Below are 17,424 nucleotides of genomic sequence, written 5' to 3'. Positions count from 1 at the left end.
TTGCTCTAAGCCAGTTGTAGAGAGAGTGCTGTAGCTCCCGCTCTACATCATTGATACAGCACTCAACAGAGTTGAGTCACCGCTCTACAATTGGTTAGAAATCAAACGAAGATGCATAGAACTTGTAGAAAGTAGAACTTAATTTTGAAATGGCGATGCCTGGGGTGGTTACTGAGCTTCTTGCCTTGAGCGTTCGCATAGCGTCTCGTAGAGAAGCCGAAAGGTGTCGAAGTGCGGGCTACACCTACGCCGTTTAATAAAGAAAACTCTTCGCGTTGGGGTCAAACATTTGGTTAACAGGAACAGCGATGGCATAATTCGAGAACAATTAGAGATACAGTAGCGTAATAGGATTAATTTCATTGCCAGAGAAACTATGCCTAAGACTTGGAATATTAAGATAGATAAATATTTTCAAGCCAGCCCCCATTGCCTGATAGCGACTGCTCATGTAGACACATTCCCAACAGACTTACCGTTAGAACCCAACATCCGAGAACCCAACCGCAAAAGCGCAACGTATAAGCAAATCTTTGACTCGTTGACGACACAACCCGAATTATTCTTTTCCCGTCACGGTGGAATTGTGCTGTCAGCCTCGCAAGTTAAGCCCAATAAGAACAAGACCCAACTGGAGCTAGAGATAGAGGAAGTATCAGAAGGGGGAAGCGATGGCATTATCAACGGAGGTCATACAGTTTTAGCTTTTGAGCAAGCGAAAAATTACAAATGTGACCTAAGTAAAGCAAGAGTAAAAGTTACGATTCATATAGGGCTAGGTGAAGAAGAAGCAAAAGACATTGCCCTGGCATCAAATACAACGTCCCCTGTAGATTCCCGTTCCAAAGTCAACGCTCTAGGTGACTACAAATTTATCAAGCAGTACTTAGCTCATTTGGAGCGAGAGCAAAATAGAAAATTCCGCATCGCCTATTACCAGAATCAAAGCGGCGCTCCCAAAAATGGGCAATGTAATGTTAACCATTTATTTAAGCTGCTTAACTGCTTAGATAGAAACAAATACAACCCGGATGGTAGAACAAGAACCAAACACCCGCCAGTCAGTAAAACCCCTTCTGTGATTACAGACAAAGAGCGAGAGAGGTTCACAACTTTACTGCCACTCCTTTCCCAAGGGCTATGGATAGAGCAAAGGCTATACGAAATTATCCAAGAACACATCACAAGCCCAAGAAGAAAAGGTGTCAATGACCTAGCTTCAATTGATACTAGAAAAACTATCCTGCTACCAGACAGCAAGTACTCATTTGGTTTTGGAGCGCCAGCAGAACTAGCGTTGCCGATAGTTGCGGCGTATCGGGTATTCCTAGACAAAGACTACAAATGGATTCTCCCGTTTGATGAGTTCGCAGAAGATTTTCTGCAACATCTGTGGAACAATTATTTCCGCAAGTATTTAATCTCAGAAAAAATAGCAGGTAATACAGTCGGGGCGAAAATCTGCCGCAATCATGAAATTTGGGAAAGTCTCTATGTCTCTGCACAAAGCTATCTCAATGGGCGGTTGGTCAAAATGGTTAACTCTAGCAAGCGTGAAGAATTAACACTAACGCCTAACTAAAAATGGTTAGAGGTAGGTTGAGCTATTACTAGACATTAAATGGTTGCCAGCTAGAGTACCAACAGAGCAGAAGGAGCGATATTAGTCTCTAAACATAGCCGGATACAGATGCTTCAATTTATTGTGGCGTATATGTGAAATTCTTGATTTCGAGATTTCCTCAATTCCAGACTGAGAAATTGGTTCAGTAGGTGTTAGTGTTCCTTGTATTGAAAAGCTAATAAGCAGGTAGATAGGATTATTTCCTATCTGCCCAGAAAGCTTAAATCAAAGAGTAAAAAGTTGGAAAATTAACAGCATATATAAAAATTTTGAGCAGATTTGAGTAAGGCCAATAAATTTAAAAAATTAGATCAATGGAAATAAAACTAAATATTATTTTCTCAAAGTTATATTAAAATCTTTGAGAATCAAGACAATTTTTTAAACTTAATTTGATTTGTTTCGATATTTGGAGGAAAAATGAATAAGATTGATTTTTGTAAAAGTTATTTGCCCTTGACTTTTAAATTTTTGGTACCGATAGTTCCTGCTGCACACTTGGTTACTTTTCTTGGCCTGCTGCTCGGAGTAAATAATACGGCATCAGCAGCAATAATTACGTTTGAGCAAGCATCTGTAGGGACGCTATCAACTTATAATGAATCTGGTTTTACAACTTCGGCAGTCTCTGGCCCTTGGGTTACAAGTGACTCATACGGTAATCCGGCTCCCTTCATAGAGTTTACGAATGAGGCTGGTCAGAACCCGCTGACAGCTACAATTAAAATTACAAATGATGACTCCAGATTTACATTCAGCTCAGTTGATCTTTACTCAAGTGTGACTCCAATCCCTTATGTAATAACGGGATTCTTGAATTCAACAGCGGCATTTTCTTTTGAAGGTACGGTTCCAAACACTTTTGGTAATTTTAGAACTGTAGTCAACTCGAACTCAAATTCCTTAATCGACAGTCTGACAATCTCTCTAACTAACCCAGCCGCAGCGTGTTGTTCTAATCCTATGGGGCTTGATAATATTACTGTGACATCTATTTCCGCTAGTCCAGTTCCTGAACCAGATAGTTCTTTATTTTTACTGCTGGGAATCCCAGTTATCAGTTGGCTTCGTCGACGCTATATCTAACTGTTTACTGGGGTAAATATACGAGCTGACACTACGGACAAGATGGGTTGGGTATTATCTTATAAAGTTTTAAGCTATTGCATTAGATAAATTATCTAAGCCCTATTTGCTTCTTGTTAGACAAGGCTGTAACGAAAGAATAAGGGTTTCAGTCCTGTCATTTACATACTATAAACCTCAGTTTTCGGTAAATTTGTACTATTTTGCCTCTGGTGCTGGCTACGCTATATCTACGCCTACTTGCGCGGTCGAGGCTCTTTGTACGTTTATATATAAAAAGCTCTCACCTTTGGGTAAAAGCTTTCAATTATTATGAAACTGTATAGTAGTTTTGCACTATATCGTTGTAATCTTCCATAAAGCACGGTTGTAGTAATTGGTATCCGCACCAACGACTTTAGGACTTTCAAAGCCGCTTGATGCTAGCCAGCCACCTTCATCTCCTCGCTTTCCTTTGATTGGCTCTCCATCAGAAAACACATACCGTTTTGTCTCTTGATTTTCAATGAGAAAACTATCACCACTTGGTACAATCTTCCATAAGGCACGATTGTAGTAATTAGCATCAGTACCAACGACTTTAGGACTTTCAAAGCCGCTTGATGCTAGCCAGCCACCTTCATCTCCTCGCTTTCCTTTGATTGGTTCTCCATCAGAGAACAAATACCGTTTTGTCTCTTGATTTTCAATGAGAAAACTATCACCACTTGGTACAATCTTCCATACGGCACGGTTGTAGTAATTGGCATCAGCACCAACGACGTTAGGACTTTCAAAGCCGCTTGATGTTAGCCAGCCACCTTCATCTCCTCGCTGTCCTTTGATTGGCTCTCCTGTGGAAAATAGATAGCGTTTTGTCTCTTGGTTTTCAATGAGAACAGGTTTGTTTAGTAGCTCATTGAGATTTGCATCTGTGCTAACTGTGTCCACGACTGATGTCTTCTGGCTAGCAGTGGTTGTTTTCGTGAAATTGCCTTTGCTGTCATAGGCTAAACCCGATACTATATTTCCTTGAGCATCTAAGAGTCTGACCTCATCTCCTGAATCTTTCCAAAGGGATACACCGCTACCGCAACTAAAGCCGCCTGACTCAGGATGTACCTCATTCGTATAAACTCGCACACTCTGACCTGGGGCTAATTTTGTTCCTTGGGGAAAAGTGAACGCTTTATTGCGTCCTACCCCTGAAGCAATTTGCCAACCAGATATATCGATGGATGTCTTGTCCTTGTTAGCAATTTCAACGTATTCGTCAGATTGAGTTCTCTTGACCTCATTTTTGTAGACAATATTGGTAATTTCTACCTGTAGAGTTTGCTGATTTGTCATAATTTTCACTCAAAACTAATGGTAATAGTCAACTGAGAACTAACACACTAACTCTATGTATGGAGTACGTTTTCTAACGCACCCTACTAGTGTGGCAAGGCTAAAGTGATGTAAAAAAAACTTGTAAGTTGGGTTGAGGAACGAAACCCAACATTCCGATCAATGTTGGGTTGAACAAAGTGAAACCTAACCTACCCTAATGCACAAATTTAGCCTTGCCACGCCACTACTAATTGCGCTCTTGCGTAAATCCTTGCTGGGGTAGATGTATGGAAAAATTACAGAACGATTACGATGAAAAAAATTAACTGTTTAAATACAGCTAGTTGATTTCAGCATTATTTAAAAAACGAGCATTTAAACAATGCAATTTCAGACATAATTTTTGATTTTTAGCTGCTAATTAGCTATAAATTTGTGTGAGTATGACTTTTTTAGTATCTTATAAACGCTAATAAAACTCAAGGACAGTTAAGACAGTTAAGATAATTAATGAACAATGGTAATTGATAATTATTTTTATATAAGCTTAAATTATTTAACTCCAATGATTTTGTTAAAAATAATTTTACCTAAACAACTTAAGCAAAAAAGTTTGATAATGCATTATGAACTCAAATCCTGACAATTACTGCTTCAACTATTGATATGAGCGTTCAAGAAGCGATGGCGCAAGCGCCCGCTCAAGGAGCGTCCAACTATACTTGTTGCCACGCCTGAACATCAAACACAAGGACTCATAGGCTTGGCGGTTGACAATCACAAGGTTAAAACTGTGACTAAATGGCTAACTCTTCAAGATGTTGAATTCTCGCTTGCTCCAATAGAAGATGTGATGAAGGCAACTAAAAAGGGATTGGCAGTGTTTAACTTAGTCAGTAGCTCAATTCCTCCTCAAACTTTGGAGAAAATGACTAAGAAATTTGGGACAGTCATTCAGTCTACTGATGAGTATCAACAAAAAGTTAGCTCTCTTGCCACACGACCGCAATTTTTGAAACCACCAAACCAGCCAAAACTACCAGAGCCTAAACCAGATATTCAGACCACACCTACTATTGACCAGCCTGCGATTCCACCACGGACGACTACTCCCACCCCATACCCAATTACTAATAGCGTAAAAACCGAACCCGAAAGTGTAGAGAACCCCCCAACAGTCACTATTGATGACTTAAGAAATTGGTACAGTGCCGCTGATAGGTTGGGTAAACCATTGGAGTACAAAAATCAGATTACTGAGGTGGCAAACTTGTTTAAATCAGGGCAACCACTATCTGATAAAGCTCTCTCTGCAATGAACTCTGATACTAGTGAATACCAAAGTCTTAGCCGACTGACTCAAATAGCTCAAAGGCTTAGTACTATTTTGGGAGAACAAAGAGGTGATGGCTCACATCAAGTTAGCGGGAAAGTTTATGATATTCTATTTGATTCTAAGCGCAAAGATTTAGTTATTTAAAATAAGGATGGAGATGTAATCCTCGGTATTAAATCAAGTAAAATACAAACTAATCACGTCACGCCAGTAGTGATTCAAGCTTTTGAACAGGCTAATACAAAAGTTGATCAACTATTATCAAGAGCTAGGTCTGATGTGATGCAGCTGTGAATGCATTTGAGATGAGCAGAAAAAATAAGCTGATATACTCATGTACACATTATCGTTCACAAAGCCGTTCCTGACCGTCCCACACGCAACGAACCACGAGTTATTAAACGCCGCCCCAAAGCTTACCCCTTTATGACCAAACCCCGGCAAGAATTACGCAAGCAATTACAGAGTGCTTAAACCAAAAGCTTTTCAGCTTTTCAAGCGTGCCATTCGTGCCATTCGGGTTAGATAGCTAGGGTCGCAGAGCCAATCGCTGTTGTTTCGTATAGGGTACGTAAGCATTAGCAGTATTTGAAACTTCATCCGCCACAACCCCAATCAGGTTTAACCTACTGAGCATGGCTGTAGCTTGAGTAAGTTGGCTTCGCGTCACACTACCAATACTTGCCACCAGTACCACACTCCGGCAAGATGATGCAGTCAGCATGGCATCCACCAAGCCGAGAACAGGAGAAGCATCTACGAGTACCAAATCATAATTTTCCTCAAATGTTGCCATCAATTGCATCATCCGAGGGGAACTTAAGAGATTAGCCGAGTCGGCAGGTGTTGGCCCAGCTGTCAAAATATCAATGTAGGCTGAACCTAAGTACTGAACACTAATTTGGTTAGGTAGAGTAACATCACTCGCCAGCAAGCTAGAAAGCCCTTGTTCGTTGGGAATATTAATCTGTTTGTGTAGACTAGGTTCGCGTAAGTTGGCATCAATTAGCAGTACTCGTTTGTGTAAACGCACAGCACTCATTGCTAAACCCAATGCTAAAGCAGACTTACCCTCATCGTGCAAAGCTGAGGTAATCATCAAAGATTTCAGGCTAGCAACAGAATTCAAAAGTTCAATATTTTTGTAGATCAGAGCCAGCGATTCCCAGCGCTGTGGAGATTGCAATACCTGAATTGTCCGGGAGGCAAGAACTTCTGGTTTGCCAAAAGGCAACTTAATCATTGATTCTCTGGTTCTAGCAGGTGGCAATTTGGGAGTTGTTCCCAATAATGGCAAAGCAATCTGCTTCTCTAACTCAGCAGTGGTGTGGACTGCATCATCAGATGCTTCGCGAATAAAGGCAGCAATGCCTCCTAACATTAACCCGACAACTGCACCCAACAAGAGATTCTGCTGAAGATTGGGGCCTAATCTTGCACCTTTTTGGGGGTCTTCTACAACTTCCCAATTAAATCCACCCTTGGAAAGTTCCTGGCGCAACTGCTGTTCTGCTCTTAAAAGCTGCTCTAACCTTTCCCGGCTAAATTGTAACTGCGGCAGCATCCGATTGTAATAAGCCAGCAGGGGCGGAAAGCGTTTGAGTTCCACGCGCAGTTCGTTCTCTTTCTGTGCCAGAGTTTGATCACGCGCACTTAAAGCAACTATAGTTGTCTGCGTCTCTACCAACTGACCAGCAAGGCTAAGGTCAATTTGACCGAGTTGTCCTTGTTCAAGCAGAGATTGTCCTGAAGCTAATGCAGCGCCAGGCAGTCCACCTAAAGTCCTTCCTACCTCTTGTTGTAATAATGTCTTCTGGCTTTTAAGTTGTTCTTTGAGGTTCTGCACGCCTGGATTTTCATCTGTGAAGCGTAAGCGTTGCTGTGCTAGAGCTAGTTCGGTTTTTTGGATTTCGTTTAGCAAGCCTTGATAACGGGTAGACTGACTCAGGCGCGAAGAAACTAGAGCATTTTGTGGAGAACGGTTGAGTTGTTCTTCCAATGATTTTTGACGTGCTAAAGCTTCTTCATATTGAGAACGAGCTGTCTGGCGCTCTAGTGCAATATTATTTAAAGCTGTTTCGATCGCTTTAGCCTGTGTTTCTGGATCGATTAAATTCTGGTTTTTACGAAACCTTTGCAGGTTGGCCTCAGCCGCATTCACTTCATCACTAGCTTTACTTAGCTGTTCTCTAATAATTCGTAGACCTCTCTGTAACCGTGAATCCTGCTGTTGTTTGTTGTATTCCACATAAACTTGCCGAATCGCAGTTAGAATTTTTTGTGTCTTCTCTGAATCAGTATCAGTATATTCAACTTGAAAGATTTTAGTAGCAAGGTTATCTTCTTTATTCCTTATTTGATTTAAGACTAAAGCGCTTTTAATCTCACCGATTGTGATATCTGGATAGTCAGGCTTGAGTTTATCAACTGCTTTTTTAATAAGTCCAGAACTTTGCATCAAGTTAAGCTGGGTTGCAGTATCTATCTCAATATTAGAGTCAGTGAATTGATTTTCTAATCCTGAGCCTTCTTTCTTGCCTTGATAGTTAGGTTCTACTAGCAGTTGCATCGAACTTTTGTAAGTAACTTTTGTGATAGAGGTTACTATTCCTGAAACAGTGATACAACTAAGAAATGCTACTAAAAACCAAGGAAATCTCCGTACTAATACTACAAATAGTTGTCCGTAACCAGGTTCAGTTTCTGTAACTGTAGTTATATGAGGATTTAGAGTATTTTGAACCACTTTTATTATCCTTTTCTTCGAGCCGCTAGACGAATAGTTAACAAATGAAGAATTCAGAGAGAACCCTGAGCAGCCGCTGACGCCAATCAGAAGTTCGGAGAGTTAGAATTCAGCAGCGAAACTGAAGACGCTCCGCCAAGGTCTCAAAGTCAATTAGTTGGAAATTCAAACTCACCACTTATTGTTTTGCACCAAATATTGAAAACGCCATCATATAAGGATTAGATACAATAACCCAAGCCTAATACAACACCATTGGCTGAATACGTGACAACCATTGGTTCCCATTCGTTAGTCAAGTGTTGCACTATCACCCAAAGGGAGCAATTGGATAGCTGTAGAGCGATTGTACCAAGGCAGCGGTGGAGGTTCGTCTATGAAAACTTCAATGGGCCTGTGTGACTTAAAAAAGATTTTGGAATTTAACAAAAGTGATAGTTAGACTTCAAAAAGTTTGAGCAGAGCGCCATTGTTTCAAAAATAAACCGCCAGTAGATGAGCGTACTGACGGTTGATCGCGCGGTCACGAAACGTGCTAATGCCGTCTTAAGCAACTCTGATATCCCCAATATCAGCATGCCCCTAGTCTTCGTTGCCGATACAATCAATGCAGTTGCGCTTCTGAGTTAGATAGCAGGAGAGAAGCAATTGCCAAAAGCATTTGATATCCAAAGTCCAAAGATGTCGAAGTAAATTCGCCTGATGCAACCTTATTGAATTTTTCACTTCAAAGAGAGCGCAGCGATAAACTCTCTGCTAATTTACGATCTAGCAATTTCTGCGTTGAACATTAATTGACTTTGCCAATGTTGAGCACTCGTAACAGCCATTGATAAATTACGAATTGCGCTTCAGCGCCTGATGTACTCATTTATGTACACTAGCGAATAATTTTTACTTAAGCGACTACAGGTGGTTTCATTCCTAGATACTGCTGTTTATCAAGACTATACTGGGAAAAATCAGACCGAATTCGGTAGCTAATTTTTCGTAACGTGATTAACTGTGGTGCAGTTAATAATACAGATAAATCACTGCTAAACTGACGATTAGGCAACAAGTCAATTCGCATTGCTGGAGTATTAGCTAAAGTTTCATCTGTAGGAGGTTTCCCCATACAGAAAATCAGCGAAGTAATCCACAATTCTGGTGGTAACGAACCCCACTAAGCAAACTTTTGAGGACACAGTATTTTCGCCGTTTCGTGTAAAGTAACTACCTCTTGCCACACCAGAATTTGTGAGCGACTATTGAGAAGTAGCTGGGCAATATAAGGAGAACCAGCTTGCGGAGATTTGCTCGACTCGATTGATTGAAGTAACATATTTTTATTTCCCTGAAATGATTAGTAGCCTCTGCATAAGCAGGCTTTTTCACTTCCATTTTCGCGAAGCGTCCCAATTAATAACTAAAATAAAGATAAATCGGACTATAACGCTTCATCTTTTAGTGATTTTCGCAGCCAATCTTCCCTATAAATATATATTTTTTCTGCCTATTAAAACTAAAATAAGTAATATTTATGCTAATAAAAAATTCTTGAGATTGAGTTATTTCTTTAATTTTACCTTTAAGCCAATCACGTTTATCAGGATGCCAAAACTCGATAGACTTACCTATGTTGTAGATAGCACTATCAGTTTTTAAAGATTGAACCTTGGTAAACTCAAACAAAGTTATTTTCATGGCTATACCTCCTTAATTCATTTCATTATTTATGAGGTGTAACCGGAGAATTAATAACTCGTATTCCCCAAATCTAATTCCTTAATTTTAAACATTTCAAGACTATTATTAATTTGTTTTGAGAGTAAATTTGACCCAGATTAAATACCTGGGCCTTTAAGGTTGAGAATTAACCCAAAATCTCAATCACAGCCGCCAGAACAGATGCAGCGCGATCGCCAGTTGGGACAAACACCCGCTTACGCCACTGAATTATCTCCGTGAAACATCCAACAGCGAAAAGTCGCTCTGCTAGTGAGATAGCATTAGCTAGTTCTAAACGAGGCTCACCCGCAATGAAAGAACGCCGCAAGGTTACGCCACCCGGCAACTGCTGTGAATAGCCTTCGTTTAGCACCAACGAAACAAGTTCTGTGGGACTTAGCAACTGGTTCTTGAGTCCGAGTTGTTCTCGCACCGTTTGAATGTCGGAAGCTTGAACTACGCGACCGAGAATTTTCTGGCCATCGCTAGTTTGCAACCGAAATACTCGGCTACTGTGCTGCGGTAGGATTTTCCAGATAGGCAACAAAATACCAGTGACTAAGTGCAGGTAATCAGTAGTGAAAGAGGGCAGTTGGTCAACCTCCTTCGACCACGCCGCAACAAAGGTGTCAGCCGAAACCTGCCGCCAAGTGGAAGAATTCAGTTGTTCGGCTATGACACGAGTTTCTTTCTGTGGACGGACGAGCAAAACCCTTGGTACAACGCCGCCTTCAGCATCGAATATACTATGCGTTGGAATTGAAACAGCCGCACTAGCAGATTTCTCATTCACCATGAGCCGCCCTTGGTACTTGGTAGCAAAATCCAACATCTCATCAGCAGTTTTGATGTTGTTCTTTTGAACTCGTTCAATCTTCAAGTAGTTGGTCACGCTACCGGTGGCGGGATGAGTGTACACAGCTTCTTGGCTTTCGATAGTAAACCTGTCAGCCCTAAGCGTTTCAACACCCATCTCGTAGATTCCTGCGGCTTGCGCTGCTTCAATCTGCTGAGAAAGCAACAATTCAAAACGCTCGAAAATGATGTTTTGCATATCAATGGAGAGAGCCAGCAAGCGATTGAGAAACTGACGCAAAGGCGGTAATTCGGTTTTCATACCTCCTTCTTGGGAAGTCAGCGATAATCCAGTCATTTGCTCGAACTTTCCTAAAGGAACTTCATAAAATCGACCTTGGAATATCTGCTTGAACAACTCATACAGTGCATACTCAGCATACTGAGATTCTAGGTTATCCTTGGTGTCGAATATACCATTACTCCCAGTTTGCCGTTGCCCACGGGTGAGTGCGCCAAGACTGTCCAGCCGTCGAGCGATGGTCGAGATGAAGCGGCGTTCACCTCTGACATTGGTAGTCACGGGTCTGAACACAGGCGCTGATGCTTGGTTGGTTCTGTGTGATCGCCCAAGCCCTTGTATAGCGTTGTCGGCTCTCCAGCCGGCTTCGAGCAGGTAGTGCGATCGCCGCCGACGATTCACAGAGTTAAGGTCATCATGGTAACTGCGGCCTGTGCCTCCAGCGTCAGAAAAGATGAGGATTTGCTTATTCCCATTCATAAATGCCGCAGTTTCGGCAATATTCGCCCCACTACCTCTAGAATCCACGAACAAACAACCAGATTCGTCTATTAGAACTCGTTTGCTACGACCTGTAATTTCAGCTACTTGCTTGTTACCAAAATGCCAGAGCAATTGTTCTAATGCGCCGGGGATAGGATCTAGGCTAGCCAGTCGATCAACTAGAGCATCTCTCAAGGCTACAGCTTCTTGTGATATAACCGGAGAGCCATCAGCGTCAAAGGCTGGTTCTGAACGTTCTGAACCATCAACGCCAGAATAGATGGAATGCAAGTGGATTGGGAACGCACTCATCAAATAATCCATGAGATATTCGCGGGGAGTCAGATCCAGATTCAGATCCTTCCATTCGGTTGCAGGAACTTCATCTAACCGTCGCTTCAGCAATTCTTCATTGGTCGAGACAATCTGAATAACAACAGCGTTGCCAGCAGCTAAGTCTTGCTCAATCGCCTTAATCATTTGCGGACACTTCATGCCAGTCAACAGATGGTTGAAGAATCTTTGCTTGTGCGACTCGAACTGCGATACAGCCGACATCTTAGCAGCACGATTGTACGTTTTTGCGCCAGTTATATTGCAAGCTTCTAAGGCTTTGTCTAAATTATTGTGAATAACCTCAAAAGCGTCAGAATAGCTGTTGTAAATCCGTTCTTGCTTCGGCGTTAACTCAATGTAAAGCGTATCGTACTCTACCCCCTCAAAACTGAGGCTCCGCGCCAGATACAGCCCCAAGGCTTTGAGATCCCTGGCAACAACTTCCATCGCGGCGATACCACCGCCCTCTATGGATTCCACAAAATCTTCTCGTGAGGTAAACGGGAAATCCCCAGTCTGCCAGAGTCCGAGACGATTTGCATAAGATAGGTTAGAAACCTTCGTCGCTCCGGTTGCCGATACGTATACAACCCGTGCCTTGGGTAAGGCATTTTGCAACCTCAGTCCCACGATACCCTGCTGAGATGCTGCAACCATACCAAGCTTACCCTCTTGCGCCATAGCATTGCCCATTGCATGACATTCATCGAAAGCGATCGCACCTTCAAAGTCCAACCCTGCCCACTCCACGATTTGCTTGAGCCGACTTTTGCCGTTCCTTTCTGAGCGCAGGGTTGAGTACGTGCAGAACAGAACGCCTTGGGTGAACGCAATGGGCTCACCTAGCTTGATGTTGCTAATGTCGATGATGTCTTGCTCAGTGCCACCCAAAGCACACCAGTCTCTACGGGCATCTTCAATTAATGCAGAACTTTTTGATACCCAAATTGCTTTTCTCCGACCCTGATACCAGTTATCCAGGATGATTCCTGCACATTGTCTACCCTTACCACAGCCCGTCCCATCGCCTAAGAACCAGCCACGACGAAATTTTACAGCATTTTCTTCGCTATGTGCCGCTACAGTCAGATTATCCCACGAATCGTCCACAAAATAAGATCCAGACAAGAACTCTGAGTGTACTTGACCTGCGTAAATAACGCTCTCAAGCTGTGCTTCAGACAATAAGCCTTGTGTAACAATGTTTTGTGGGAGATGTGGTTTGTAAGTGGGAGCGGGGGGCGATACTAATGCTAAAGCCGCACTTTCACAAAGCAGTGAGGGATGGGGTAAAGCGTCCTTGATTCGGATTCGCTGTGGTCGGTAGCTTTCATATAAAGTATCTTTGAGTCCATCATTTGCAGACCACTCGACTACCTGATATTCCAGAACAACCACATTTGGAATTTCTGCGGAGGGTTCTGGTTGAGTAATCGCTGTATGCTTCGTTGGCAGTTTAACAACCTTCGCCACCGCAGCCGCAGTTTTAGTAGTTGAATGCTGCCACAGAGATGCCTGCGGCAACGTCAAAGACGAACGCTGCGGCAACTGTTCAATCAACGTCAGCAGTTCGGGTAGTTCCAGTGTTTCAGCAATACACGGGATGTCGTTTCTTTGAGCCGCAGGAACTTTGTCAATTACGGTGATTCGCGTTTCAATCGTTGTCCCGTGCTTGCTGTATACCCTGCCACTGACCCCAACCGACAGCAACACGCTGGCCTTGTCTTGCCACTTAACGAAAGTCTCGCGCCAGCTTGGGTTAGCCGGAGAGAACCAGTTGGCTGTGATTGTTACAAGCCGTCCACCATCACACAGCTTTTGTAGTGCAGAGTTGATATGTCGAGGTGTTGCATCGGGTGAGCGCTCGCGCACATTAGGAGATGATGAGAAAGGTGGATTCATCAACACAACCGAGGGCTGAGTCTTACCAGCTAAATAATCGTTGATCTGCTCGGCATTCACGGAGAATAGTGGAACGCCAGGGAATAGCCGACGCAGAATCTTCGCTCTGTCTTGTGCTAACTCGTTGAGCATCAAAGTTGCACCGTGCATTAAACTTGTCCGAAATATTAACTTAGGAAAAGAAAAATGGTAAAACGTTAGATTGGGCGTCTACCATTTTCCACAATTAGTTATGATTTTAGATTATATACAAAAGTATCCACTACGAACAAAACAGATTTTAGGGATTAGTTACGAACAATTGCAATCACTGCTAAATTGCGCCTTAAAACGAAATCGATACATCAAAGCTAAACAAGAGAGTCATAAAATTAGAATTAATGCGGCTGGTGGTGGTCGTCCCGAAAAGTTATCAACCGAAGAACAAGTATGTTTATGTCTATTTTATCTAAGACAGATGCCAACATTCCAAGTATTAGGAATGCTATTTGGTGTTTCCAAAACCGAAGCTAATGATACATTTCACGATTGGATACCAATTCTTCGTGATATATTACCTGCTAGTTTATTAGAACAAGTATCAAATAATGAAAGTGATTTACTATTTGTTCAAGAAGTATTAACAAATTTTAGGCTATTAGTCGATAGCTTAGAACAGCCAATATATAGGGATTCTGACCAAAAAGAGCAACAGAAATATTTTTCTGGAAAGAAGAGACAACATACATTAAAAAGTCTGATAATTGGCATACCAGAAGGCAAAGATATTGTAGAGGTAGAAGTAGGTGTTCCTGGGCCAACAGCAGATATAAAATTGTTTCGTCAATCTCAAAATAAATTTGATAAATCTCAACCCTTTTCAGGTGATAAAGGCTTTCAAGGAGGTGAGAATATCACTACTCCTCATAAAAAGAAACCAAAACGAGAATTAACTCAACAGCAAAAAGATGAAAATAAGGCTTTATCTAGTAATCGGATATTCATTGAACATTTGATTCGATTACTTAAAATATTCCGCATAGCCTCACAAAGATTTCGCTTAAAGCTTGAGACGTATGAGCAGATTATTTTAACAGTTTGCGGATTAGTTAGGTTAAGAATTGGTAGCTTAGTTCTGCCAACTTAGCTAGTAGCAAAAATCATAAATTTTTAGAAATTAGGAGTTAATTTTTATGCCTCTAAATTATCACTAACTATCTCAAAGCCTTATAATTACGTATTTACGAAGATATCAAAGTTTTGCCCCAAAGCTTTGAACAGTCTGGCTTTGGAATTTTCGGACAAGTCTATTGACTTCACCCCACCCTTCGGGTTCAGCAGTCGCTCATGGGGGAAACCCCCAAGACCGCGCTGCTTCAACAATTAGTTGGTTGATGCCCTTGTTCATCCATTAAATCTGCATATTGGTTGAGGTAATTAATAGCTTCTAAAAAGTGGGTATAGCAGTCAAATGCTAAATGGTTTAATTTCTCGCGTACTCTGCTTTTAGTTCGAGTATTAGACTGAATCCAAATAATAGAGTGCCAAGTTTTGTCATATTCTTTGGCACAATCAACAGCAATTCCTAATTCAACCCTTGCTGCTTCAAGTAGGGAGTGATTGCCCGGAATATGACTCAGGGCAACCGCTAAACAACAGTATGTAGAGATCATTTATGCAGCTTTACGCGGTTTGACTGGCAAGCAAAAAGCCTGGAGACTTTACTTCAGCCTTTTTAGTTTTCGGTGACTTGTTTGCAACATTGTCAGATTTCTTTGAACGATTAACACGTTTTGGTTGTAATGAAATTTCTTGAACTGGAGGCAGTAATCTCATTCAATTCGCAATTCGCAGTTCGCAATTCGCAATTCGCAATTCGCAATGGGCTAACGCCCCGCTCCGCTAACACAATTAAAACCCCAAAACTGAACTTGAGGGCTTGAATATACAGGGCAAACGCATCTAAAGTATAAGAACCCTTTAATAGCAAGGGTTCCGGCGTTTTTTAATTTAGCCTATTTTTTGGTCAAGATCCTTATCCAGCAAGGGGTTCAGAAATACCGTGCGTTCGCCCTGCTTGAATATAGTTCACATCTATCTGAGTTCTTACATAATTAAAATTAGGAGCTTATATATCTTCAGGAGTTAATTTTCAATTACGTCTGCAATTGCGAATTGCGAACTGCGAATTGCGAACTGCGAATTGCGAATTGTTGTAGTCTGAACTTGTGGTGTGATTACCTCTGGAACTGATGTTGTAGAAGCAACTACATTTACATTGCTAACTGAAACCAGATTATTAGCTCCATCAGCAGATACAAATAGTCCAGTAATGAACTGGAACATAATGAGAGTAATGAATGCCCAAAAGATGACTACGATTGTCAGGGTAAGTGCAGATTGCATATCCATGATTATTCCTCAACTAAGTATTTGTATTTTTCAATTGATTTATGCAAAGCGTTTTCAAGGTTTGTTCAAATATGAAGAGACTTTGAACAATTCCTATCTTGAATAGAGGACTTCACTCTAGAAGTAGCGTAGCGTTTGTTTTTCTGAAATGAGCTAAAATTCTTCGTTATTTTGAAGCTCATTTTGAGAATAGCGCAGCTTTTACTATTTACCTATTTAAAGAACTAAAGTATTATGTATATAAATTTGTTTACTAAAGATAAATATAGCTCTAAGTCTATGATTAGGATTTGATTTGTTAGCTAATCCGTGAAATAAAATATTTATCTCAAACAACAAATAAAAATATTCATCACAATTAATTGAAAGTATGGCTAGTGCAACTCCCGATTTAGTTCGCTCGTATTTAAAAGAAATCGCTCGCTATCCTCTGCTGACTCCTGAACAGGAAATTTCCTACGCTAGGCTAGTGCAACAGATGATGGCAATTGAACAGCAGCGGCAAGCGATGCCTACGGCAACCCGAAGCGGGAACGCACTTCAATTAAATCGGCAACCAACCGTAAGAGAATTAGCTACGGTAATTGGTAAAACTGAAGGTGAAGTGGAGTCAATTCTTCATCAAGGGGAACGTGCGAAGCAGAAAATGGTGACTGCTAACCTCCGGCTGGTAGTTTCTGTTGCTAAAAAATATCAGAATCGTAATCTGGAATTTCTTGACTTGATTCAGGAAGGTACACTCGGTTTATACCGTGGCGTTGAGAAATTTGACCCAAATAAGGGCTATAAATTATCGACTTATGCCTATTGGTGGGTAACGCAATCAATCACACGTGCGATCGCTGAACAATCTCGTACTATTCGCTTGCTTATTCATATCAACGAGAAGCTGAATAAAATCAAGAAAATACAACGAGAATTATTTCAGTCGTTGGGTCGTAAACCAACTGTAGTAGAGATTGCTGAAGAATTAAAGGTTAAACCAGAGCAAGTTCGAGAATATATTCAAGCTGACCGAAAGCTAGTTTCTTTAGAAATGCGCGTTGGCAATGACCAGGATACCGAATTAAGTGAACTTTTAGCTGACGAAAATGTTTCTCCTTTGGAACAATTAAATTCTTCATTGATGCGTCAGAATCTCAAAGACTTGCTAGCGTCCCTAACCCCAATACAACGAGAAGTACTAACTCTACGTTTCGGGTTAGAGAATGACCATCAACTGAGCTTAACTCAAATTGGCGATGGCGCAAGCGCCCAGCGTAGCTGATCGCTTGGGTTTGAGTCGAGAACGAATCCGTCAACTTGAAAATAAAGCACTTACTATTCTTCGTCGTCAAAAAAGCGACATTAAGGAGTATCTTAATTAATTAGAATTTACGAAAGCTCAAGTTGTCGAATAGGAG

At 41.4% G+C, this 17,424-nt stretch carries 12 protein-coding genes and 1 pseudogene; 5 read left to right on the top strand and 8 right to left on the bottom strand.

From position 1 onward, the window contains the following. Positions 1-376 precede the first annotated feature (376 nt). Positions 377-1,582 (top strand): AIPR family protein, encoded by a 1,206-nt coding sequence (locus WKK05_RS12380; protein WP_341529996.1) that lies wholly within the window; start codon positions 377-379, stop codon positions 1,580-1,582. A gap of 462 nt (positions 1,583-2,044) precedes the next feature. Continuing rightward, positions 2,045-2,710 carry a hypothetical protein gene (locus tag WKK05_RS12375; RefSeq protein ID WP_341529995.1) on the top strand — a complete coding sequence of 222 codons (666 nt, stop codon included), beginning with the start codon at positions 2,045-2,047 and terminating at the stop codon, positions 2,708-2,710. A 336-nt stretch (positions 2,711-3,046) separates the two neighbouring features. Here WKK05_RS12375 and WKK05_RS12370 read toward each other — a convergent pair whose 3' ends face one another. Next, positions 3,047-4,039: a lamin tail domain-containing protein gene (locus WKK05_RS12370; protein ID WP_341529994.1), complete on the bottom strand. Its 993-nt coding sequence runs from the start codon at positions 4,037-4,039 to the stop codon at positions 3,047-3,049. Positions 4,040-4,814: 775 nt separating this feature from the next. Here WKK05_RS12370 and WKK05_RS12365 point away from each other — a divergent pair. After that, complete coding sequence (locus tag WKK05_RS12365) at positions 4,815-5,501, top strand: hypothetical protein (RefSeq protein ID WP_341529993.1); 687 nt, start codon at positions 4,815-4,817, stop codon at positions 5,499-5,501. Positions 5,502-5,886: 385 nt separating this feature from the next. Here the strand turns inward: WKK05_RS12365 and WKK05_RS12360 are convergent, their stop codons facing one another. The 5 genes from WKK05_RS12360 to WKK05_RS12340 all read right to left on the bottom strand — a co-directional run bounded on the left by WKK05_RS12360 (position 5,887) and on the right by WKK05_RS12340 (position 13,780). Continuing rightward, positions 5,887-8,103, bottom strand: a complete 2,217-nt coding sequence (locus tag WKK05_RS12360) for a polysaccharide biosynthesis tyrosine autokinase (protein ID WP_341529992.1) — start codon at positions 8,101-8,103, stop codon at positions 5,887-5,889. A gap of 898 nt (positions 8,104-9,001) precedes the next feature. Beyond that, positions 9,002-9,220, bottom strand: a complete 219-nt coding sequence (locus WKK05_RS12355; protein WP_341529991.1) for a hypothetical protein — start codon at positions 9,218-9,220, stop codon at positions 9,002-9,004. Positions 9,221-9,268: 48 nt separating this feature from the next. After that, entirely contained in the window at positions 9,269-9,427 is a 159-nt protein-coding gene (locus WKK05_RS12350; RefSeq protein ID WP_341529990.1) for a hypothetical protein, read from the bottom strand. A 122-nt stretch (positions 9,428-9,549) separates the two neighbouring features. Then, positions 9,550-9,789 carry a hypothetical protein gene (locus WKK05_RS12345; protein ID WP_341529989.1) on the bottom strand — a complete coding sequence of 80 codons (240 nt, stop codon included), beginning with the start codon at positions 9,787-9,789 and terminating at the stop codon, positions 9,550-9,552. Between the two features lie 169 nt (positions 9,790-9,958). Beyond that, positions 9,959-13,780: a strawberry notch-like NTP hydrolase domain-containing protein gene (locus WKK05_RS12340; RefSeq protein ID WP_341529988.1), complete on the bottom strand. Its 3,822-nt coding sequence runs from the start codon at positions 13,778-13,780 to the stop codon at positions 9,959-9,961. 82 nt (positions 13,781-13,862) lie between these two features. Between WKK05_RS12340 and WKK05_RS12335 the strand changes: the two genes are divergently transcribed. Beyond that, a complete protein-coding gene (locus tag WKK05_RS12335; protein WP_341525207.1) occupies positions 13,863-14,756 on the top strand; it encodes a transposase family protein in 894 nt (297 codons plus the stop codon). 229 nt (positions 14,757-14,985) lie between these two features. Here WKK05_RS12335 and WKK05_RS12330 read toward each other — a convergent pair whose 3' ends face one another. Continuing rightward, positions 14,986-15,282 (bottom strand): hypothetical protein, encoded by a 297-nt coding sequence (locus WKK05_RS12330; protein ID WP_341529987.1) that lies wholly within the window; start codon positions 15,280-15,282, stop codon positions 14,986-14,988. A gap of 472 nt (positions 15,283-15,754) precedes the next feature. After that, positions 15,755-16,021: a hypothetical protein gene (locus tag WKK05_RS12325; RefSeq protein WP_341529986.1), complete on the bottom strand. Its 267-nt coding sequence runs from the start codon at positions 16,019-16,021 to the stop codon at positions 15,755-15,757. A 370-nt stretch (positions 16,022-16,391) separates the two neighbouring features. Between WKK05_RS12325 and WKK05_RS12320 the strand changes: the two are divergent. Continuing rightward, positions 16,392-17,388, top strand: a pseudogene (locus tag WKK05_RS12320) (RpoD/SigA family RNA polymerase sigma factor). Positions 17,389-17,424 lie beyond the last annotated feature (36 nt).

This window comes from Nostoc sp. UHCC 0302, assembly GCF_038096175.1.
Taxonomy (GTDB): domain Bacteria; phylum Cyanobacteriota; class Cyanobacteriia; order Cyanobacteriales; family Nostocaceae; genus UHCC-0302.
The sequence above is the reverse complement of the archived record's forward strand: the minus strand, read 5'-3'. Positions and strand labels throughout refer to the sequence as shown.